General features: G+C 46.1%; 22 protein-coding genes, 1 tRNA gene and 1 riboswitch. Of the genes, 5 read left to right on the top strand and 18 right to left on the bottom strand.

Annotated features, from left to right (window positions below; all coding sequences use genetic code 11):
- The first annotated feature begins 35 nt into the window (after nt 1–35).
- On the top strand, nt 36–899 hold the full coding sequence (locus tag NCI00_RS16610) for an AAA family ATPase (protein WP_253529339.1): 864 nt from the start codon (nt 36–38) through the stop codon (nt 897–899).
- Complete coding sequence (locus NCI00_RS16615) at nt 877–1863, top strand: DUF3871 family protein (protein WP_253529341.1); 987 nt, start codon at nt 877–879, stop codon at nt 1861–1863. Before NCI00_RS16610 ends, NCI00_RS16615 begins: the two co-directional genes overlap by 23 nt.
- Nucleotides 1864–2267: 404 nt before the next feature.
- Here NCI00_RS16615 and NCI00_RS16620 read toward each other — a convergent pair.
- Nucleotides 2268–2341: transfer RNA gene (locus tag NCI00_RS16620), tRNA-Ile, on the bottom strand.
- Nucleotides 2342–2415: 74 nt separating this feature from the next.
- Nucleotides 2416–2658, bottom strand: a complete 243-nt coding sequence (locus NCI00_RS16625) for a GIY-YIG nuclease family protein (protein ID WP_253529343.1) — start codon at nt 2656–2658, stop codon at nt 2416–2418.
- A gap of 309 nt (nt 2659–2967) precedes the next feature.
- Between NCI00_RS16625 and glgP the strand changes: the two genes are divergently transcribed.
- Nucleotides 2968–4620 carry an alpha-glucan family phosphorylase gene (gene glgP / locus NCI00_RS16630; RefSeq protein WP_253529344.1) on the top strand — a complete coding sequence of 551 codons (1653 nt, stop codon included), beginning with the start codon at nt 2968–2970 and terminating at the stop codon, nt 4618–4620.
- A gap of 90 nt (nt 4621–4710) precedes the next feature.
- On the opposite strand, the gene NCI00_RS16635 is transcribed toward glgP, so the two are convergent.
- The 10 genes from NCI00_RS16635 to NCI00_RS16680 form a co-directional block, all read right to left on the bottom strand.
- On the bottom strand, nt 4711–5151 hold the full coding sequence (locus NCI00_RS16635) for a GNAT family N-acetyltransferase (protein WP_253529345.1): 441 nt from the start codon (nt 5149–5151) through the stop codon (nt 4711–4713).
- Between the two features lie 36 nt (nt 5152–5187).
- A complete protein-coding gene (locus NCI00_RS16640; RefSeq protein WP_253529347.1) occupies nt 5188–6309 on the bottom strand; it encodes an ABC transporter permease in 1122 nt (373 codons plus the stop codon).
- Nucleotides 6310–6415: 106 nt separating this feature from the next.
- Nucleotides 6416–7522, bottom strand: a complete 1107-nt coding sequence (locus NCI00_RS16645; protein ID WP_253529348.1) for an ABC transporter permease — start codon at nt 7520–7522, stop codon at nt 6416–6418.
- 119 nt (nt 7523–7641) lie between these two features.
- Nucleotides 7642–8382, bottom strand: coding sequence for an ABC transporter ATP-binding protein (locus NCI00_RS16650; RefSeq protein WP_253529349.1), 741 nt, complete (start codon nt 8380–8382; stop codon nt 7642–7644).
- Nucleotides 8383–8387: 5 nt separating this feature from the next.
- A complete protein-coding gene (locus tag NCI00_RS16655) occupies nt 8388–9308 on the bottom strand; it encodes an ABC transporter ATP-binding protein (protein ID WP_253529350.1) in 921 nt (306 codons plus the stop codon).
- A 5-nt stretch (nt 9309–9313) separates the two neighbouring features.
- Nucleotides 9314–10288 (bottom strand): HlyD family secretion protein, encoded by a 975-nt coding sequence (locus tag NCI00_RS16660; protein ID WP_253529352.1) that lies wholly within the window; start codon nt 10286–10288, stop codon nt 9314–9316.
- 15 nt (nt 10289–10303) lie between these two features.
- Entirely contained in the window at nt 10304–11569 is a 1266-nt protein-coding gene (locus tag NCI00_RS16665; RefSeq protein ID WP_253529355.1) for a TolC family protein, read from the bottom strand.
- 43 nt (nt 11570–11612) lie between these two features.
- On the bottom strand, nt 11613–12215 hold the full coding sequence (locus tag NCI00_RS16670) for a TetR/AcrR family transcriptional regulator (RefSeq protein WP_253529357.1): 603 nt from the start codon (nt 12213–12215) through the stop codon (nt 11613–11615).
- Nucleotides 12216–12354: 139 nt separating this feature from the next.
- Nucleotides 12355–14148, bottom strand: a complete 1794-nt coding sequence (locus tag NCI00_RS16675) for an ArnT family glycosyltransferase (protein ID WP_253529358.1) — start codon at nt 14146–14148, stop codon at nt 12355–12357.
- A 62-nt stretch (nt 14149–14210) separates the two neighbouring features.
- Entirely contained in the window at nt 14211–14840 is a 630-nt protein-coding gene (locus NCI00_RS16680; RefSeq protein WP_253529359.1) for a phosphatase PAP2 family protein, read from the bottom strand.
- A gap of 74 nt (nt 14841–14914) precedes the next feature.
- On the opposite strand from NCI00_RS16680, the gene NCI00_RS16685 reads away from it, so the two are divergent.
- On the top strand, nt 14915–15745 hold the full coding sequence (locus tag NCI00_RS16685; protein WP_253529360.1) for a hypothetical protein: 831 nt from the start codon (nt 14915–14917) through the stop codon (nt 15743–15745).
- A 17-nt stretch (nt 15746–15762) separates the two neighbouring features.
- Here the strand turns inward: NCI00_RS16685 and NCI00_RS16690 are convergent, their stop codons facing one another.
- From NCI00_RS16690 to NCI00_RS16710, 5 genes are all read right to left on the bottom strand, one after another.
- On the bottom strand, nt 15763–16023 hold the full coding sequence (locus NCI00_RS16690; RefSeq protein WP_114460401.1) for a Trm112 family protein: 261 nt from the start codon (nt 16021–16023) through the stop codon (nt 15763–15765).
- On the bottom strand, nt 16001–16660 hold the full coding sequence (locus tag NCI00_RS16695) for a thiamine phosphate synthase (protein WP_253529361.1): 660 nt from the start codon (nt 16658–16660) through the stop codon (nt 16001–16003). The genes NCI00_RS16690 and NCI00_RS16695 overlap by 23 nt, the downstream gene beginning before the upstream one ends.
- Nucleotides 16657–17718 (bottom strand): AIR synthase family protein, encoded by a 1062-nt coding sequence (locus NCI00_RS16700; RefSeq protein ID WP_253529362.1) that lies wholly within the window; start codon nt 17716–17718, stop codon nt 16657–16659. Before NCI00_RS16700 ends, NCI00_RS16695 begins: the two co-directional genes overlap by 4 nt.
- Before the next feature lie 3 nt (nt 17719–17721).
- Nucleotides 17722–18420 (bottom strand): class I SAM-dependent methyltransferase, encoded by a 699-nt coding sequence (locus NCI00_RS16705; RefSeq protein WP_253529363.1) that lies wholly within the window; start codon nt 18418–18420, stop codon nt 17722–17724.
- A 66-nt stretch (nt 18421–18486) separates the two neighbouring features.
- A riboswitch (TPP riboswitch) is annotated at nt 18487–18579 on the bottom strand.
- Nucleotides 18580–18605: 26 nt separating this feature from the next.
- Complete coding sequence (locus tag NCI00_RS16710) at nt 18606–19631, bottom strand: WD40/YVTN/BNR-like repeat-containing protein (protein ID WP_253529365.1); 1026 nt, start codon at nt 19629–19631, stop codon at nt 18606–18608.
- Between the two features lie 117 nt (nt 19632–19748).
- On the opposite strand from NCI00_RS16710, the gene NCI00_RS16715 reads away from it, so the two are divergent.
- Entirely contained in the window at nt 19749–21155 is a 1407-nt protein-coding gene (locus NCI00_RS16715; protein ID WP_253529368.1) for a S41 family peptidase, read from the top strand.
- Between the two features lie 100 nt (nt 21156–21255).
- Here NCI00_RS16715 and NCI00_RS16720 read toward each other — a convergent pair whose 3' ends face one another.
- Nucleotides 21256–21981, bottom strand: coding sequence for an ABC transporter ATP-binding protein (locus NCI00_RS16720; RefSeq protein ID WP_253529371.1), 726 nt, complete (start codon nt 21979–21981; stop codon nt 21256–21258).
- Between the last annotated feature and the right edge of the window lie 22 nt (nt 21982–22003).

Below are 22003 nucleotides of genomic sequence, written 5' to 3' on the forward strand. Positions count from 1 at the left end.
TTATGTTCTTTTTTTCACTAAAATCTACACTTGTCATGCAATTACAACCAGCACAGCGTAAAAATGTCAAAATCAAATTAGGTCTACAGGGGAGCTCAGGAAGTGGCAAAACTTATTCCGCTTTACTTTTAGCCTATGGGTTTGTCAATGACTGGAAGCAAATAGCTATCATTGATACTGAAAACCAAAGTGCTTCGCTCTACGCTCATTTGGGCAATTTTTATATTCTACCCCTAAAGCCCCCCTTCTCTCCTGAACGCTACATTCAGGCCATTAAGGTTTGCACTGAGGCCCAAATACGGGTGGTTATCATTGATAGTTTGAGTTTAGAGTGGGAGTATATCTTGGATGCTCATTCACAGCTGACTGGCAACAGCTACACTAACTGGGCTAAATTCACTCCCAGACATCAACAACTGATTCAGGCTATTCTACAAGCAGATTGCCATATCATCTGTACCCTCAGAGCCAAACAGGATTATGTATTGAATGAGAAAAATGGCAAGCAAGTGCCTGAGAAGGTTGGAATGAAACCCATCCAAAGAGAAGGTACTGATTATGAACTCACTTTGGTCTTTGAACTGGATAGTAAACATCATGCCATTGCTACCAAAGACCGTACAGGCTTATTTGCAGCACAACCTGAATTCACCATCACTTCTCAAACTGGACAACTCATATATGATTGGTGCCAATTAGGACAGTCTGACAAACCTTTCCATGAGTATGTCAATGAATGTCAAACAGTGGATGAATTGAGGGAGCTGTATATGTCCCATCCTGAGTATCAGCAATCCCACCTGAGCTACTTCAATCAGCGTAAAGCCCAACTACAGCCCCCTGTTTCTACTATTCCATCTCAAATTCTCTCTTCCAATGGAACTGCAACTCGTCAATAACCACTCTTTAGTACCTGTTTCTAAGCAGGAAATCATCACCTCTTCAACAGAAGTAGCTTTTATACAGGCCAATACGATTCCCATGTCTTTAGCAGAATTGGAGCACCAACACCTGATTCCTGTCTTTGTCAAGGACAATGAGCCCGTGATTTCTCATCAGGATTTTATCAATTGTGCTTTAGAAATTGTCCATCAGGTTTTCCCCAATGAGACTATCCTATCTCCTGCCATCAGGGTATCCCACCCAATAAAAGGCAGGATTCCTGAGGCCAAAGATAAAAGGGCCAAAGACCTGCTACCTCATGAAGAAACCATCTACTTTGAAAGAATGATGTTTGTGATTGAAGTGGCCAGCATTAGGGATAGAATCAATGGAAATGAGTTATGTCTGACCATTGGTGGTGTGAAGGCTTACAATCTTGATAACCTCTACAACAGAAAAGGAGCTGATGAGCACTTTAAAATCTTCATTGGTTTTCAGAACAAAGTGTGCTGTAACCTATGTGTTTGGTCCGATGGATTGGTTCTTAACCTGAAAGCAAAACACCTATCACAGCTGATGAAGGGGATTTATGAACTGGTATTGGGCTACAAAATGAACAATCATCTCAAAGCCATGCAATCTATGACGGAAGCCTATCTTACAGAGCATCAATTTGCAACTATGATTGGTAGGGCAAGATTATACCAATTTCTGCCTGCTGAGGAAAAGAAGTTGGTGCCAAGACTCCATTTTGGTGATTCTCAAATCAGCTCAATAGCCAGAGACTATTATCAGGATGTATCATTCTGTAAAAGGGACAATGGTGACATCAGCCTCTGGAAAGTATACAATCTCTTCACAGGAGCCAATAAGCAGAGTTACATTGATTCTTTTTTGGGCAGGTCTGTCAATGCTTTTGAACTTGTGGGTAGTATTAGCCATGCCATTCAACAGCAGGAGTACCATTGGTTTTTATCTTAACTTTAAACATAGGGGCTGGCTTTTTCCAGCCTCTTACCATGAATCACTATGGAAACACCTCAAATTTATAGTCATGACAGACCTAATTATTTAGACCCCTTCTCAGTGATGATAGTAAATCAAAAGGGAGTGCTGTGTAGATTACACTGTCCATTTATTGTAATATGCAGTTACAATAGTGAGGGATTCTTGGCGGGAAAATACTATAGAGTTGATATGGTAAAATTAGAACCAGCTGAGCTTTTGTACTATGTAATTTCAGGAAAAAACTACCCTCATTCTTGGTTCAGTATTTGCCTGAAAGAATAGAATAAACTAGAGAATAAAAGAGAGTTGTGTATCAAAGTGTGTATCAAATAAAAAAGCACTTACAAGTTTTATCTCATAAGTGCCTGATTATCAAGTGGGCCCAGTAGGGCACGATCCTACGACCCCCTGATTATGAGTCAGATGCTCTAACCAACTGAGCTATGGGCCCGATTTTTATTGAAATCGTACTATTTTCAAACTAATTTTTGATGCAAAAAACGGCTTTTCTCAAAGAGTAGATGCTTATTTGCTTATCAAAAACTCAATATACTTTCTACTTTTTTTCTTTTTGATTTCTATTTCTCTTTTTCTAGCCTCTGAAAGCGAATTCAGTTGCTCGAAATATACCCTGACCCAAGGTGTCCATTTACTTGTAAAACTAGATAGCCCCGCATTGTGTTCTTCTAATCTTTTTTCAAGATTTTCTGTACAACCTATATAGTATTTATCAATTCTTTGAGAATACAAAATATAGATAAAATACATAAAAGAGCTGATCTTGATGAGTCATCCCGAACTTGCTTCGGGATAACCAACTGAGCTATGGGCCCGAAATACCTCTCGATATTTTGTGGGTGCAAAAGTAGGATAATGTGACTGTATTTGCAAAATTGGTCGGTGATTTTTATGTGACCAACCCCCAAAAACGACTTCTTCGCAGACTATTACGTCGATATGTGCGTTGAAAATTGAACAAATGTTGAGGCTTACCGCAAGAAAATTGCCTTATTGCCCGATGTAAATGGAAATTTCCTTAGTTTAGCACCTTCTTCAACCTGTGATTGCAACGTAATTATGGCTAAAAAACTTCCTTCAGCGTATGCCCATCCGTACGTGATAGACCCCCGTTTCAAAAAATCGGTTGCTTATTTTTCGATGGAATTTGCCATTGACCAAGCCCTTAAAACGTACTCAGGAGGACTGGGGTTTCTGGCGGGCTCGCACATGAAAAGCGCCCACGATTTGCGGCAGAATCTCATCGGTATCGGTATCTTGTGGAAACACGGATATTATGACCAAGTGCGGGCCACCGACAACAGCATGGTGCCGCAGTTTCGGGAAAAAATGTATAGTTTCCTGAAAGACACTGGCATTCGATTTCAAATCACCATCGCTTATCAACCCGTTTGGGTGGCGGCTTATTTTTTGGACCCGAAGCTGTTTGGAACGGTCCCGATGTTTTTTTTAACGACCGACACCGACGGAAACGAGCCGTGGGCCCGCCAAATATCCTACCATCTTTATGATTCGGATGCCGCCGTAAAAGTGATGCAATGTATGCTTTTGGGCATCGGCGGAGCCAAGTTTTTGGATGAAATCGGTTACGAACCCGATGTGTATCACCTCAACGAAGCCCACGCGGTATCGTCGGTATATTATTTATATAAGAAGCTAGGGAAGAAAGAGTCGGTCAAAAGAAGATTGGTCTTTACGACACACACGCCCGAAGAAGCAGGCAACGAAAAACACGATATTCACTTTTTGGAGAGTTTAAGTTTTTTTGCGGGCGTTCCGCTGCACAGTGTTCGAAAAATAACGGGTATTGGCCCGCACGACACCGTTTTTAGTCATTCGTTGGCGGCGCTGCGGTTGAGTCATCAGGCCAATGCCGTTTCCAAATTGCACGGTGAAGTATCGCGAAGAATGTGGAGCGCGGCGGGGGATATTTGTGAGATTACACACGTTACCAATTCGCAGCATAAAACCTCTTGGGTCGACGCTGAACTCGAAAAAGCGCGCGTTAAAAGCGATTTGGACGGATTGGAAAACCGCAAAAAGGAACTCAAACGGGAGCTTTTCAAAACCGTTGCCGACCAGGTCGGTAAGTTGTTTGATCCCAATATTTTGACCATAGTTTGGGCCCGTCGCTTTGCCGCCTACAAGCGCCCCGAGCTCCTTACCCGCGACCGCGAGCGCTTTGACCGACTTATGCGAAATAAAGATTTCCCGATTCAGTTTATCTGGGCAGGAAAGCCGTACCCAAAAGACGAAGGTGCCATTTATACTTTCAATCAACTGTTTTATCTGAGTCATTTATACCCAAACATGGCGGTGTTGACGGGCTACGAATTGGCGTTGTCGAAAGAGCTAAAACAAGGCTCTGATGTGTGGCTCAATACCCCGATTGTCCCGCGCGAGGCGTCGGGAACGAGCGGTATGACGGCGGCTATGAACGCCAGTCTGAATTTTTCAACTTACGACGGCTGGGTGTGTGAGTTTTCGCGGCACGGCGAAAATTCTTTCATTGTGCCCGTGGCGTCGGAATCGGCCCGCGACTGGGAAGATATGTCGAATATGTTGGATGTGCTGGAAAATGAGATACTGCCGCTTTATTACGAGCGTCCCAACGATTGGCAAGAGATGGTTTTGCGAAGTATGAATGAAGTCGGGGGCTTTTTCAACTCCGACCGTATGGCGGCGGAGTATTATGAGAAAGTGTATAAGTAAAACGGTGAATCACGCAAAGGCTCAGAGATGCAAAGAAAAGGAGTGTATTAGTTCCTCTGCGCCTTCGCGTCTTTGCGTGATTTATTTATTTTATAGATACAGATCACAATTGATTTCGGTGTCATCTACTTTTGCGCCCATTTTTTTGTAAAATTCGATGGCTTCTTTGTTCCAGTTGGAGACTTGCCAGCGGACTTTTTTGCACTGTTCCGCGTTGGCGTAATCAATCAGTCGGTCAAGCAATTGAGTGCCGATTTGGTGGCCTCTAAATTCCTTTTTTACGTACAAATCATCCAGATACAGCGCCTTGCCCGACCATGAATAATAGGCCATGAAAAAAGAGGCAAAACCAATGAGTTGGGCATCTTCTTTCTCAACCACAAGACACTGAAAAAGGTCTTTGTTTTCCAGCATTTGGTCGAGGGTAATGGTTACTTTTTCGGGCGTTTTTTGAAACACCGCGAATTCCTGAATCAGTTGGAAAATAGCAGGAAAATCCTCGGGCGTTCCTTTGCGAATCACAATGTTCATGCGAGTTGTTAAATTGATTGTACAAAATAAAGACTTTTACGCACTTCTTTTGCGATAATTCAAGACCGCCAATCCATTAAACAAAATGGCAAAACCGACCATGGCAAAAAAGTCAGGTAGCAGGTCGGTGAAGGTACTTCCCTTGATGTAAACAGCCCGAATGACTTTGATAAAGTACGCGGGCGGGTTGGCTTTGGTCAACCACTGCGCCCAGTCGGGCATACTTTCGATGGGTGTGTACAGGCCCCCCAACAAAATGAACACCATCATGCAGAAAAAAGCGAAAAGGGTGGCCTGTTGTTGGGTATCGGCAAAGGTGCTGATGAGCAGGCCAATTCCCAAAACTCCCAATAAATACACCGCCGAAAAAACATAGACGGTCAGGTACGAGCCTACGGGCAGAATTCTGAATACGACAAATGCTATCAACATTCCGAGCGTGATGGAAACCATGCCCAATACCCAAAATGGAATCAGTTTTCCCAAAATAAACTCGTGTTTTTTGAGAGGCGTTACGTTGATTTGCTCAATGGTGCCTACTTCTTTTTCGGCAACGATGTTGAGTGCCGTCAGAAAAGCCCCCACCATTGTGACCAGAATTGCCATGATGCCCGGAACCATAAACAGGTGATAATCAAAGTGCTGATTGAACCAATTGGCCGAAGTGATTTCAATTTGCGGGATTTCGTTAAACTTTGGCAATAGCATCCATTCCTCCCGAATTTCACGGTTAAAATCCCCAATCATTTGGGAGGCGTAGGCCGTACCCAAGCCCGCCCGAACGCCATTGACGGCGTCGGCGGCCAAATACAATTGACCTTTGTTTAACTTAATCAGGTCGCGCTCGAAATGGGGAGGGATGGTTAAAATCAAATCGGTTTTGCCATCGCCTACGGTTTGGGTAGCCTGCGCGTAAGATTGGGTGTATTCGACCAACTGAAAATAGCCCGAAGCCGTCAGCTTTTGGACCAACTTCCGAGCGTAAGGAGAATGGTCTTGGTCGACGACGCTGATGGAAATCTGTTTGATTTCGTAGTCGGCGGCCAACGGAATGACGATGAGCTGAATAATGGGCATCAACAAAATCATCCGCAGGATGGTCGGATTTCGGAAAATTTGCCGAAACTCTTTTTGCAGCAAAAAGAAAAGATTGTTCATGATTGTAGTGGTTAAGCCTCACCCTGTCATTTCGTCCTTTAAGTTCAGAAATGACACCCCTCTCCAATTTGGAGAGGGGACGAGCGAAGCGAGGGGGTGAGGCATTTTATGCCAGCCGAATTTTAAATTTACGAATGGCAATACCCAGAAAAAAGACGGTCATACCGACCAAAATCAAGGTTTGTTTGATGACGTACGAGAAGCCCAAGCCTTTGACCATGATGGCCCGTACGATACTGTAATACCATTTGGTTGGCACGATATTGCTCATGATTCGCAACGGTAAGGGCATGTTTTCGATGGGAAACATAAAACCGCTGAACACCAACGCGGGCATCAGAAAACCCACCAACGACAAAAACATGGCCGTTTGTTGCGAATCAACCACCGATGACACCAGCAGCCCCAACGAGAGTGTAGTGAGAATAAACAGGAGACTTTCGGCCAAAAGCAAAAACAAACTGCCGCGAATGGGCATCTCCAACAGAAAAACCGCCAAGAGCAGAATGATGACAACATCAATAAAACACAGCACCATGTACGGAATGGCCTTGCTCAACACCACCAACAGCGGTCGCATGGGCGATACCAGCAGAATTTCCATGGTACCCATTTCTTTTTCTTTGACAATCGAAACCGAGGTCATCATGGCACCCAACAGCATCAAAATCAGGGTCATTACGCCCGGAACGAAGTTGTACGAACTTTTTAGTTGTGGGTTGTACAGCATTCGGGTTTCGGTCTTGATGCTGTACGGCAGTTTTTTGTTATTGCTTAGTTCGTTCTGGTAATCCCGAAAAATACTTGACGCGTAGTTGATGACGATGTTGGACGTGTTGGGGTCGGAGGCATCGCCGACGAGGCGTACCTGCACGTGATTGCTGTGGAGTAAGTCCTGCTGAAAATGTTGAGGAAAAATAACCACTAAGCGCACTTGCCCTTTACGAAAAACTTGTTCAATCTCGGCCTCCGAATGCAGTTTTTGGTGCACGCTGAAGTACTGGCTTTGGTCGATTCGGTCAATCAGCAGGCGCGACGCATCGTCTTGGGCGTAATCAAGGATGGCCACGTTGGAGTTTTTGACTTCGCTCGACAACGCAAACCCAAACAGAATCATCATCACGACGGGTAATCCAAACAAAATCACCAAGCTGCGTTTATCGCGCAGTACGTGCCGAAATTCTTTTTGGATAAAAGCGAAAAAGGTTTTCATGTTGTTACTTCAGGTTTATTTTTTGTCATGCATTTCTTTGTCATGCTGGCATACCGTGCTTTATTTTTATTGCATTTCAACGCGGTTTTAGGTTTTTTCAGAACGACAAAGGGCTTTCCCTAATCTCCTCTCTTCGCGCCGCGCGCCAATTGCAGAAATACCTCGTCCATATTGGTGGCATTGAACTGTTTTTTGAGTCCTGCAGGGGTATCCAATGCCGCAATGGCCCCGTCTACCATGATAGAAACGCGGTCGCAGTATTCGGCTTCGTCCATGTAGTGTGTTGTGACAAACACCGTGATACCATCGTGGGCGGCCTCGTAAATCATGTCCCAAAACTGCCGACGAGTAATCGGGTCTACGCCGCCCGTGGGTTCGTCGAGAAAGACAATTTTGGGGCGGTGAAGGATAGCGACCGAAAAAGAGATTTTTTGTTTCCAGCCCAACGGCAAGGCACCTACCAGTTTATCGGCTTCGTTGTGCAGGCCGAGGCGGTCGATGAGCACGTTGGTTTTGTCTTTCAATTCCTGGCGCGAAAGGCCGTAAATGCCGCCGAAAAACTGAATGTTTTCGCGCACGGTCAGGTTTTCGTACAAGGAAAACTTTTGGCTCATGTAGCCGATTTGCTTTTTGATTTCTTCGTTTTGGCGATACACATCAAAACCCGCAACAGTGGCCTGCCCTGAGGTAGGTGTGAGCAGGCCGCACAAAATACGCATAGCGGTGGTTTTTCCGGCACCGTTGGCTCCCAGAAAGCCAAAAATTTCGCCCGGCTGTACATCAAACGTAATGGCATCAACGGCCACAAAATCGCCGAATTTGCGGGTAAGTTGGTGGGTATAAATGACCGGTTGCGGCATAGGTTTTATTGGTTTTCGAGCATGAGTTTGATGAAAACATCCTCAATAGTGGGGTCGATTTTTCTCACCGTAATGTCCGAATGTCCCGTTTGGGTAAGGTAGTCGATGAGGTAATTTTCACCGTTTTCTGGGGTACGGAGCGTTACGTGTTGCTCTTCGCCGAAGGCAAAAGAACTTTCGATTTCGGCGGGTTTTCGTAGGTCGTGCATTAGCTGGTAACGGTTGTCAGCATTGACGGCGTACAGGTTTTGGGCGTGGCGTCCGATGATTTTAGGCAGCGTGTCCAATTCCAAAATCTTTCCTTTCTGAATCAGGGCGATGCGGTCACAGCGACTGGCTTCATCCATGTAAGGGGTGGATACCACAATCGTGATGCCCCGGGTTTTGAGGCGGTCGAGCATATCCCAAAATTCTTTGCGGGATACGGGATCAACGCCCGTGGTGGGTTCGTCCAAAAACAGCACTTTGGGCTCGTGAATGAGAGCGCAACAAAGCGCCAATTTCTGCTTCATTCCGCCCGAAAGTTTGCCCGCCAAGCGTTTTTTGAACGGCTCAATCTGTACGTAAATGTCTTCAATCAAGTGGTAGTTTTTCTCGACCGTTGTGTTGAAAACGGTAGCGAAAAACTGGAGATTTTCTTCAATACTCAAATCTTGGTATAACGAAAACTTTCCGGGCATGTAGCCCACGATGCGCCTGATTTTCCATAAATCGTTGACCACGTCTAGCCCTGCAACTTGGGCGTGGCCGCCGTCGGGGAGGAGGAGGGTGGTCAAAATCCGAAAAAGGGAGGTTTTACCCGCGCCGTCGGGGCCGATGAGGCCAAACAACTCGCCCGATTTTACGTCAAAACTGACGTTGTCGAGGGCCAAGACGCTGCCTTTATCGTACGTTTTTTTGATATTTTCTACGTGGACTGTTGCCATTTTAGTTATAATTTAACTTCCCCGTACATGCCGATTTTGAGGTAGCCGTCGTTTTTGACCTTGATTTTGGTCGCATAAACCAAGTTGGCACGCTCGTCTTTGGTCTGGATGGTCTTGGGCGTAAATTCGGCTTTGCTCGCAATCCACGTCACGGTTCCGCTCATTTCTTTGTAGGTCTCTTTACCGTTGTCCACAAATACCTTCACTGGTTGGTTAAGTTTGATTTTGGCGAGTTGGTCGCCCGTGATATAGGCCCGTAGCGTGAGCGTCGAAAGATTGGCGATTTTATACAAAGCTTTTCCCGTAGCGGTCATTTCGTCGGCGGTGGCGTATTTGACCAACACCGTGCCATCAATCGGATTGGTGATGCTGCAACGTTGGAGTTGGTCGTCCATCTGAGCAATGCGCTCTTCCAGCGGTTTGCGTTCGCTCAACACGCCACGATTTTGAATCGAAACCTGTTGTTGCTGTGATTTAATCTGTTGATTCAGCACGCTTACCTGACTTTCGGTGGCTTCAATTTGCTTTTTCAAGACGTCAATTTGCCCCTCGACATCGTCTAACTGTTTGGCTGGAACGGCTTCGGCTTTGACGAGATTTTCAATGCGTTTGCGCTCGCGTTCAAGAATCCTTAATTGCTCACGTTGGGTGGCAATTTGGCGTTGTTGCAAAACAAGTTGCTCACGGATAATCTGCGTTTGGGGTGCGGCGTCGTTGGTTTTTTGGCCTAACGCATCAATGCTGGCTTCAATTTGGGATTTTTGGAGCGAGAGATTTTTACAATCAACGCTCCCGATGACTTGACCTGCTTTCAGCTCGGTGCCTTCTTCCACCTCAAAGCGGAGGATTTTTCCGACTGATTCGGACGAAATAATCACTTCGTCGGCTTCAAAAACGCCGCTGGCGTCAAATTCTTGGTTGTCGCCATTGCAAGCGGCCAAGCCAATGAGAAGAAAAAGAGAGAGGTAAGTGCGATTCATAATGATAAGATTGTTTTAGTTTCCTGCCGTCAGGCGCAGGTTATTTTGGGCTTGTAGTAGTTGCACTTCGTGCAATATTTGATTTTGGCGGGCGGTATCTTCGTTGTTTACTTCGGTCAGATAGTCGCTGGCGGTGATGATGCCGTTGTCGAGTTGTGATTCGGAGGCTTTGCGAATGGTACTTCGAATGTCGATGAGCTTACGGTCGCTTTCGACCAGTGCCTGTATGCGCTCCACTTCCCGGCGCTGATTGGCTAATCTAACCTGCGTAGCGAGCAAAAAACTTTCGCGTTGCCGTTCTATGCGTTGTTGGTTGGCCCTCAACTGCCTAATTTCCATCCCCTGACTTTTGGTGTACCAATGCGTGAGCGGAATTTGCAGTTGTACGCCCCCGATGAAATAGGTTTGGAAGCTCGTTGCCAAAAAATTGAGCCCCGGTCGGCCGTACCCACCCGTGGCAAATGCCGAAAGTTTGGGGGCATTTTTGGCTTTGATTACTTGCTCGTTGACGGCCAAGGTTTGTTTTTGGGCGTCAAATAAGCGCAATTCAGGACGAACAATTTCTGAATTTTGCGTTTCTACGGGGGGGGGCACAAGTGGCGTGTTCGTATCAATTGCCGTACCCGTCAACAGCGAAAGACCTTCCAGAGCGGCAGTGCGTCGTTTTTGGGTTTCCAACAATTGCTGTTCAATTTCCAGCAATCGGGCTTCTAAAGACAAAACATTGGAACGAATCGCGATGCCGTTTTGCACTGAGGCTTGGGTTTTGGTGAGTTTGGCCCGCAATTCTTTTTGGAGAATCTCGAAATTATGGAGCTGCCGTTCGGCAAAAAGCGCCCCAAAAAACAGATTGCTGACTTGTTCGCGAATCTGATAGAGGTCCACCGCTACTTTTTGTTGTTCGGCTTGTTGATTGGCCAAAGCCACTGATTTTTGTTTTTGGATTACGCCGCCGTCCCAGATGGTTTGGGTCACGTCAAGTGTCAATTTGTACTGGTCTTTGGGCGGGGGCGAAATTTCGAAATTGGGTAATTTGATGGGTAAACTCGTAACATCCGACTGCCAAGTGGCTTGTCCGTTGAGACGGGATTGGGGTACGTAGCTGCTGCTTAAAATCTTGATTTGTAGTTCGGTGGCCTCTTGAATCAAGCGCGTTTGAGCCGCCAGCGGGCTGTGCATTTCGGCTTGTCGGTAGCAATCTTCCAACGACAGGGGCGTTTGCGCATGGCCGATGTGATTTAAAACCAACAAAAGGCCCATGTATAAAATAAAACTTCGCATAACCTGAAAGTTTAACTATTTGGTTAAAAATGGGGTAAAAAAATTAAGGGGTTAAAATCAATGTTACATAGTGTTTCAATTCCTGAATGCGCTCTTCCATCAACTTGTCAAAAGTGTCATTATCGGCCTTGAACATGTCGAGCAAAATGGGTTTTGCCAAAAATGGAAAAATACACATCCCCATCAATGACATGATAAACTGAGCAGGATTTAACTCTCTCACATTCCCCTTTTTGAATTCAACATAATAGCTTTGGGCTACTTGCCGGCTCAGTTCAATCGGCAATTTTTTTATGAATGCCGATTTGTCTTTGTTATTCACGGTATTGAGTACAAACAAAGGCAGGTACGGATTTTTAAGCAACAGATCCATGTACCCTTCAATAAAAATGTGAATTTTATCAACAAAAGGAATGTCTTGACTAAATTTTTCGCCCATTTTTGGAAAAAAACTCTGGATTTTTGCGTCAAACACTTTCTCAAACAACTTGTCTTTGGAACGAAAATAATAATGCAAAAGCGCTTTATTGATGCCGGCTACATCGGCGATGTCCTGCATACGTGAGCCGTCGTAGCCGTCACGCATGAAGACTTCTTCAGCGGCTTTTAAGATTTTTTCTTCGGTGGATAGTTCTATTTCTGTCATGTTTAACTTATAAGTTTAACCAAATGGTTAAATATGTTACAAAGGAATTAATTACATTTTTGTTTTCCAAATAAAAAGGAAAAATAAATTCTTGAAAACAAAAAAGGAAGACCTCTTAAAGCCTTCCTTTTGAATGTGTTTATTTCTTCAGCGATTCCGAAATCTTCTCATAATCAGGCTTTCGGCGGAAGAAGACAAAGCCGTTTTCTTCTTTAAGCAGTTCCAGATTTGGGTGGTTACGGAATTGTTCGGCACGGTCGAGGCGCGAAATCAAAAACGTAGGTTTATCTACGGGGCCATTTAGCAGCCAGTCTTCGTTGCTTGCTTCGAGGCGCACACCAATGGGCTTTTTGAAGTAAAAAAACTGCGCATAACTCTTAAATCCAATGGGCCAAACGTACACATCCTGACCTCGTTTGGACTGGTAAAAATCAATGACGGTCCGCTGGGTATAGCCTTCAATTTTGGGTACAACTACGGCACCGTAAACAAACAATAAAAGCGCAGTAGCGAAAAATAATATTCTGATTGCCAGTAACTTGCGGTTTTTCCATAGAATGGTTGAAAACACAATTGTTCCGAAATACAGTACGCCAAACAACCATTCATGCCCTGCCCACTCCACGGGAGCTTGCAAATTGGCCACCACAAATACATCATCTATGTAGGGCGTAACCGCCGCCGAATACATCCCAATGAGCGGTACGGCAGTGAGCACCAGCGACAGGATAAACCCAATGATGAGCAATAAAACGGTCATCCAACGCGGCCACGTAATTTCATTTTTTAGCCAACGGTACAACCACAAAGCCGCCAAAAACGACAGCGGGAAATAGGTCAGGGAACTATAATGCACAATTTTGGTCGTGACAATAGAAAACACAATCATCACCACCCAAAACAAGCAAAGCATCATCAATGTAAAGGAAGAAAGCTTTTCAGAAGTTGTCACCTCCTCCTGGGGAGCCTTGCCTAATTTTTGGAGCAGAGGAGTAAGAATTCGACTCACATACGGCAAGCCAAGCACCGAAATAGGGAAGCAACCAATCAAAACCACCACAAAATGATAATAAAACGGTTGGCCGTGGTCGGCTTCGGAGGTAGCACCGAGGCGATATAAATACTCCAAAAAAGCCACAAATGTAGCCCAGCCGCTTTCCCAAATAATGGCCAACATCCAACCTGCCGTAAGTACGCCCGCAGTAATGCCATAGATGAGGATGTTTTTGAGGGAGAAGAACCCGTCCGACGGTTTCGGACTGTTAGCATATCCGTCCGACGGTTTCAAACCGTCAGACGGATGTAGGTCAGACGGGCGATGCTGAAAATAACGGATGAGCCAAAATGCGCCCAAGGTTAACGTGGGCACGCCCACCCCCACGGGACCCTTGGTCCATACCGCCAACCCCGCAAAAATACCCGCAAGAAAAAAGCGCAGGCTACTCGACTGGGTTTCTTTTTTCAAAGGAGCGATGAGGTATAGCACGCTCAAAAACATGAAATAGTTGAATAATGGGTCGATAATTCCTGACTTAAAATACAAATGCGGCGTGACCGAACCCAGATAAGCCAAGGCCCATAAAAAGCCGAATCGGGCGTCAATTAGACGTTTGCCCACAAAATAAAAGGTCAATAAGGTAATGATTCCGACGACGGCATTGGGAAAACGGGCGGCAAATTCGTTGACCCCAAACACTTTCATCGACAATGCCTGTATCCAGATAAACAAAGGTGGTTTTTCCCAAAAAGGTTGATAATCAATCTGTACGCGCAGATAATTGCCCGTGGCCAACATTTCGCGCGCCGATTCGGCAAAGTTGATTTCGTCCCAGTCAAATAAATGGACGTTGCCTAAATAAGGAACAAAAAAAACAAAAGCCAGCAGGGCCACGACCCAGGGTTTTTCGATTGAGATGGAAGATTGGTTTTTCAATGGTTAGTGAGTTTATCAGCCAATAAAATGGATTTTATGCGTATTGTGTTGATATTCAGTATCTAAAGCCTAGATGTTAGTCTGAATCGGTGACTGTTTAAAACCAAGGTATAGGCCGTCAGTGTCCCCAATAATGACCCAACGTACACATCAATCAGAAAGTGTTGCATCAAATACATTCTGGAAAAGCCGATGGTTGCGGCGGTTATCAAACATAAAAATTTCAAAAGCGGAGATTTAATCCAAATCGCAATTAAGGCAAATAATGCAAACGCCGAGGTTGTATGACCCGATGGAAAGCTATTCCAATGACTCAATTCAACCCCCTCAACGGTGTGTAGATGCTGCATCATCCCCGAAAAATATTCTGCGGGACGTGGTTCTTTTGGAAATCCGAAATTCTTAATCAATTGCGCAATAATGCCCGAAATGGCGTAGGAAGCCAAAACCAGAATCCCTTTAGGGCGCGACCGATACAGCATGAGCAATCCTAGGCCAATCACAAAAGCTCCGTCGCCCAAATGGGTAACGTATTTGAAAAACACGTCGGCCCAAGGATGATAAAAATGATTGACTTCTAAACTAATAATGCCCTGACGATAAAGGAGTTGGTAGCTGCCAAGTCCCAGCAGAAAGAGACCGTATGGAAGGATAAAAGCCCAATTGATGCGCAGTAATTTAAGCAGGTTCATGGGGCAAAGATAGCCTGTCTGAAAATAAAATCCCCATTTTTACGTTGTGTATCCGCTTACAACTTTTAGTTACTATGAAAAAAATATTCCTCTTTAGTCTATTGAGCGCGTTTTTGATGACCATCAACGCTACCGCCCAGAAAATGCTTCAAGAAGTCATTGTGGACTACGTGGTTTTTCGCCCTAATAATATGGTAAACAAGGTTTTGGCCAAAAATAAGCCGATTAAAGTATCGCTCCCCAAAGGCACAAAAACGGCATTTTACCGGGTTACGGTTTATCAGAACGATAAAGTAAATACTTCCGATACTTTCTATAAAAGCCTGCGCGTCATTAATCCCGACTCATTGTCAAAAGAAAGATTTGATTTTACACCTTACCTCGCCGAACCCAACGGTGAAGTGGGGGTAGAGGTGTATTTCTTTGCCGACAAAAACGCTGCTGGCCGATTTGATTCTGGAAAAGATGCGGAAGCTTGTCAGAAAATCGACAGCACCAAAAGCACCGTGGGAGTGCTGAGTACAACCTGCGCGGGAGAAGAATTATACGTGGGAATTAAGAAAAAAGGCAAAGGGCCTTTGGTGACGGTAAAAGTAGAAATCGTGGCCTTGGCCGACGTGGCCGAAGACCCCATCAACGACCGCTATCCGTTTTCTATTCAAAACGAATTGAGCGGTGAAGTTTCTTATGAAGTAAGCGGCGACCGTAGCAATTGGCAGGCCTTTTTTCTTCCATCCAAAAAGAAAGCGGAGTTTAAATTGGCTGATAACCAAGTGTATATGCGTGTGAGCACCCTCGACAAAGCCAGCGAAGAATACAAAATAGATTCTGGCAAAAACTACCGTCTCTACTGGAACAAAGACACCAACAAGGTTGATTTGGGAGAGATTCCTGCTAAAAAGTAGGAATCTCCCGTTGAATTTTACTTCAATAATTTCTCTTTAAAACCCGCCCCCAGCTGCTTCGACCAACGTTGCAGAATGGGTTCTTCGAGCTGTTTTTCGCGGTATTCGTCGGGGTTCATGATGGGGATTCCGTACACGATGGGATAATACCGCCGGCAGGTTTCGCAGGTAAGCAGCCCTTCAATGATGTTTTGGTCGGTATCTTGCTTTATAATCGTGAGTTGGAGGTCTTGCTTGTCAAACGGACAGCAGAGTTTATGGACGAGGGTTGGTTTCATGGGATGATGTTGAAAAATGATTGTTGAATTGTTGGGTGGTTTCAAACGGATTGGCTGACTTCATGATGGCCGAGATAAGGGCCACGCCATTGATGCCGCAGTCTTGCAGCGTAGCAATATTTTCTAAGGAGATTCCTCCCGCGACGAAAATGGGCATTTTAGTCAGCTTTCGGGCTTTCTGTACGGTGGCTTTGGTCACAATTTCGCAGGAATCAGCCGAGGACGACGGGAATAAGGAGCAAAAAGAAACGTAATCAAATTGGTGGTCATTGGCCCAATGTACCGTGGTCAAATCATTACCGCAGGTGATTCCCTTCAAAAATGAGCGACCGATGAGGGTTTCAATCTCCTCAATTTCGGCGCGTGGGTGGTCAAAATGAACCCCGTCCAAAGCGGTTTCTTTTACTAATTCCCAGTGATTATTGATCAAAACGGGCACTTCTGCCGCGTGGGCCAACGCCGTAATTTCTTGGATAAAAGCGATTTTGTTGGTTTTCTCGGACCAATGGTCCCAGATTTGCACCGTGCTGATGCCCGCGTGGAGGGCCTGCGCCAATCGAGGTAAGGTAAATGCACTGTCCCAACTTGGGTCAATGACCAAATACACCCCGCCCGTTATTTCGTTACGTTTTTTCATGTAAGTCCTTGGGTTAAAGCATTGAAAAAAGCCGCCCAGTACGGGTCGGTTGCGGGTGGAATGATGCGAGAATACCCTGCTTGGGTACGTTGTCGAATCCCTTTTTCGGAGGTCGTAAATTTGCCGACGCGGGTTGCGGGAATCCCTTCTTCTGTTAGTTTTTGAATCAATTGGGCCGTTTTTTCGGGTTTTACGGCCATAATCATTGCACCAGCTCCTACCGAATAGGCGGGGTCAATGGCAAAAAAGTCGCACACAGTTTTAACAACGGGGCCGATGGGTAATGAATCGGTTACTACTTCTGCACCGCACTCAGAAGCCACGGCCATTTCGTAGATAGCACCTAAGATGCCGCCTTCGGTTACGTCGTGCATAGCCATCACGCTCGGCCCTTCCTTTTCGTTGAAAGCCGACGCAATCAGCCCTTCTTTCAGGCTGGTTGTTTGGTAAAACAGTTCCGAGGCTTCCTGAAAAACAGCCACACCGCATTCATTTTTGACCGTATTGGGAAAGCTACGCGCCAAAATAGAGGTGGCAATCAACGCGGCTTGTTTGGTCACGATGATGTCGTGGCTAGGTTGCGCCCATTGGCTGCACAGCATTTTGCCTTTTTCGGCCACGGCAATCATGGTGCCACCGCCCGCAATGGTTGAGTTGATGCCTTCAAACCGCCCCGTATGTCCGCCCGTGATGGCGACGCCGATTTGCTGACAAAAGCGGTGGATATATTGCCAATACGCCTGAAAATCAGTCTCTGACACCTCCGTAGGAAGGTTCAGTACAAACTGCGCATATTGCGGCGCTACGCCCGTAGTAGCCATGTCGTTGGCCATCAAATGCACCGACAACCACGCCGATTCTTCCAGCCCGAGGCTCGGAATATAAGAAAGTGGGTCGCTGGTGAGGGCCATTTCGTACCCGTTGGGTAATGTAATGAGGGAAATATCGGTGCCGAAATACGGGCCAATTTTCACCTCTTTGCGGGCGGCACCGCAGTAAGGGAAAATATGATTTTTAAACGCCTCGTCCGTTATTTTCCCCGTTTCGTTTGTTTTCATGGTTTACAGAAGTTTGACGTACAACCCAAAAAAATCGCCGTACGGCACGCTCCATTGCTGCACTGGAAACCACTTAGGCAGGCCAGTACAAGTCCATTCAATGCTGTATTCGCGGCCTTTTAGGGCTTCATCAATGACCGAAATGAGGTGATTGGGGGTGTAGAAAGTAGCCGTGACGTAAAAAGGGTTTTTGCCGAATGCCTGCTGAATACGCCGACGTGCTACCTTTGGCGAATTGCGGTTCATCATTCCAAATACAATGCCGTGTTTGCCTACCCGCGCCGCTTCGCGAATCACCCGAACGGGGTCGCGGTAGTACTCAAAAGTGGTAATAAACGCCACGGCATCGAAGGTGTGGTCTTTGAAGGGCATGAAGTGAGAGTCGGCCATGACCAAATCGCCTTTGAACAAATGCACAGCTTGGGACAACATAAAAGGCGAAATATCGCCGCCTGAAGCCTCAATGCCGATTTGATGCCACCACCGGGTAAATCGTGTAGTACCGCAGCCAAATTCCAAGAGGGTGTTGATGCGAGAGTCCTTTTTGACGAGTTGTTCGATGACTTTCTTCTGCCACACTTCGGCCCGTTTGTAAGGGCCTTCGTACCATTGTTCGTAGGTATCGGTAAATTCCCGATTAAAGAACCACTCCTTGCGGTTTTGCCAGTTGGTCAGGTCTTTTTTGACGATTTCAAAGCTCATAGTTGTAACAAAAAAAAGCCACACCTCCCCCAAAAAGGGGAAATGTGGCTATGGATGATATGAATGTTTTCAGTGTGACGCATTTCCTACGCCGGTCCTAACCGGTTCAGGTTCACGGGTGTAATCTCAGCCTCAAATGAAGCACCCCGATGCAACTATTTATTTTATGCCGTAAATCTAAAGGATTAATTTGACAATCGCACGATTTGTCCTTTTGAACCGATGGCCCAACAGGTATTGCCCACGCAGGTCAGGGCGTGGAGGCCGTTGGAGGCTCCCGTGAGCGCTTGCCAGGTTTTTCCGTTGTCTTTGGACCAGCCGCTTCCCGCAGGGCCGACGGCGACCAACGTGCCATTTTTTAATTTATAAACCGCTTCTTTGAGCCCATCGGGGGTTGTTGGGGTGCTTTTTTGCCAAGTTTTGCCACCATCGTTGGTTATGATTACATTCTCAAAAGCTTGTTTCTCGGCTTTATAGTCGCCGCCCACGGCGATGCCGTTTTTTGCGTCCCAAAAATGCAACCCAAATATTCCTGAGGATGCATTGGCTTTCATGGGCGTATCGGTTACTTGCCAAGTAGCGCCCTGGTCGGTAGAGCGAAAAACGCGGGCGCGGTCAGCGCCGCCGGTGCCAACCCAAACATTTTTGGTGCCTTGCATTACCATCGTCGAATTGCTGGCGGCAAAAGAAGCCTCGTTGGGTAAATTGGCGGGTAGCGTAGCAGGTGAGAGGCGCTCCCAGGTTTTGCCGCCGTCGGTGGTTTTGAGAAGGTATAAATGGCCGTCGATGGGGTCGCCGAAGATGAGTCCGTTCTTTTTGTCCCAAAAGGCAATTCCGTCCAGAAAAACGCCTTTTTGGTCAGTTTGCCAAACTTGTGTCCACGTTTTGCCCGCGTCGTCGGTGCGATAAATACGCGCTTGTCCTTCCTCTGCCAAGCCTGCACTGACGGCCACGGCGGTTTTTTCATCAAGGCCCTTAATGCCCCTAAAATCCAGTTTTTCTGCGCCGGGCACCTGTAAAACAGTCCAATTTTCGCCGCCAGTGGTGGTGCGCAGCACCGTTCCTTTGCTACCGCCTGCCCAAATGGCTTTTTCGTTAATGGCCGAAATGGCCCTGAAATGCGCTTCTGTATGGCTGATTTGCGGAACCCATTGGGCCACGAGGAGCGTGGGCAGAAAAAATGTTAAAAAAATAATGGTTCGTAAAAACATTTGAGTGTACAATTTGTCGTAAATAATAAATGAAAGATGGTAAAGTTGGGCTTGTCAGGGATTTAAAATAAATTTGAGTTTATCACGTTTTTCTACGTCAAAACCTTCTCAACAAATATGCAGAAATTAATTTCAAAAACACTTCTTTTTGCCATCGTTGCGTCATTGGCGGGGATGAGTGCGTGTAAGCAAACCGACGTAAAAGCAGGGGATGAGTTGGTGAACGAATTTATCTCGGTCAACATGGATTATTGGTACTACTGGAAGGACAAAATTCCAGCGGGTGCTTTAGAAAATAAATCATTGGCGCCCGAAACATTTTTTAATTCGTTGCTTTATACGTTTGATAGAACCGCTCGTCCAGACGGCGACCGCTTTTCTCGTTTTTTAGAAAATGCGGAAGAAACGGAATCTTCGTTGTCGGGTGAAAGCAAAACGACGGGCGCGCGATTGGCGTTGTACAACAGCAACAATACCATTGCGGCTTTTGTGATGTACGTATTTCCGGGCTCGCCAGCGGCGAAGGCGGGTATCAAGCGCGGGGATGTTTTCAGTAAGATTACGGTAGATGGACAGCTCGCAACGGTGGATAATTACGGGCCACTCTTGGCAGAAGGGACGAATTATGTGTACACGATGGGGCGTTATGAAAACAAAGCCTTTGTATCTGGCGACCAGACCAAAACGGTAGTAGCGCAACCGTTGCAGGAAGACCCGATGCTGTTGGATACGGTTTATACAAAAGGAACAAAAAAGATTGGGTATTTGGTGTATAATCGCTTTTATTCCAAACCCAATAACAGTGAACAGCCCTTGTACGACCAAAAGATGGCGGCCATTTTCGGTAAATTCAAGGCGGCAGGCATCAACGAATTCATCCTTGATTTGCGCTACAATGGAGGCGGATACACGTCTACGGCTCGTACGTTGGGCAGTTTTATCGCCAAAGGCGTAACCGACAAAACGGTTTTTTCGCGTGATGAGTACAACGCAACCGTGACTCCCGAACTGGAAAAGAAGCAAGGGAAAGACTTTAATGTGAACTATTTCCAACCTAAAACCGAGAACATCGGTGGAAACGTACAGCGGGTGTATGTATTGGTGAGTAGCCGTACCGCTTCGGCGAGTGAGTTGGTTATCAATGCCTTGAAACCTTTTATGGATGTGTTTATTATTGGCGATGTTACGGTCGGCAAAAACGTGGGCTCTATTCTTATCAAAGACCCCAAAAATCGGTTTCCGCAGGGAATGATGCCGATTGTGATTAAGGTTTTCAATTCGGCGGGGCAATCTGATTATACGGCAGGCTTTACCCCGAATGTGGTGATTAAAGAAGATTTTTCTCAGCCGTTATATGCGTTCGGAGATTTGCGCGAGCCACTTTTATCGGAGGCCTATTATCAAATTACGGGCAATCGTAATGCCCGCCGAGGAGTTTCAGAAACTCCCGATAGCGACCGCCTCAGAATTGCGCCTTCGTTGATTGAAACAGAAATGGTTGTCGATAAACCTTTTTTGAAGTGAGTTGAAGGCTTAAGAAATAAGAAAAAGCAAAGGGGGTAAGAAGTTGAGTCTAAATCTCATCACTTCTTACCCCCTTCATTATTAATATCTAAATGCCTTCTTAGCTTTCTAACCCCTGCGGTGTTAAAACGACTTTGGTGGGATTGGGATTGACCATGTCGGACTCTACCAAACCATCACGGAGACGGATGATACGGTGGGCGTATTTGGCGATGTCGTCTTCGTGCGTTACCACTACGATGGTGTTTCCCTTAGAATGCAGTTGGTCAAACAAATCCATGATTTCGTAGGAGGTTCGGCTGTCTAAGTTTCCTGTGGGCTCATCGGCCAGCAAAATACTGGGGTCGTTGACCAATGCCCGGGCAACGGCTACACGTTGGCGCTGCCCACCAGAGAGTTCGTTGGGGCGGTGACCCGCGCGGTTTTCTAGTCCCACGTTTTTGAGGGCAAGCATTGCTTTTTCGGTGCGTTGCGCTTTGGTGTATCCTGCATAAATCAGGGGCAGGGCCACGTTTTCGAGCGAGGTCATGCGGGGCAGGAGATTAAAGGTCTGAAACACAAACCCAATTTCTTTGTTACGCACTTCGGCCAATTCATTTTCGCTCATGTCACTGACGTCCTTGCGGTTCAGGACGTATTTGCCCGAAGTAGGTGTGTCCAAGCAGCCGATGATATTCATCAGGGTAGATTTTCCAGAGCCTGAGGGCCCCATAAAGGCCACATATTCACCTTTGTTGACCGAAATCGTTACGTCTTTGAGGGCATCTATCACTTCGCTACCCATGATGTAGCGTTTGGCAATGTGGGAGGTTTCGATGATTTTCATGACTGAATGATTTTCGCTAAAA

The sequence above is a fragment of the Runella salmonicolor genome (assembly GCF_024158025.1).
Taxonomy (GTDB): domain Bacteria; phylum Bacteroidota; class Bacteroidia; order Cytophagales; family Spirosomataceae; genus Runella; species Runella salmonicolor.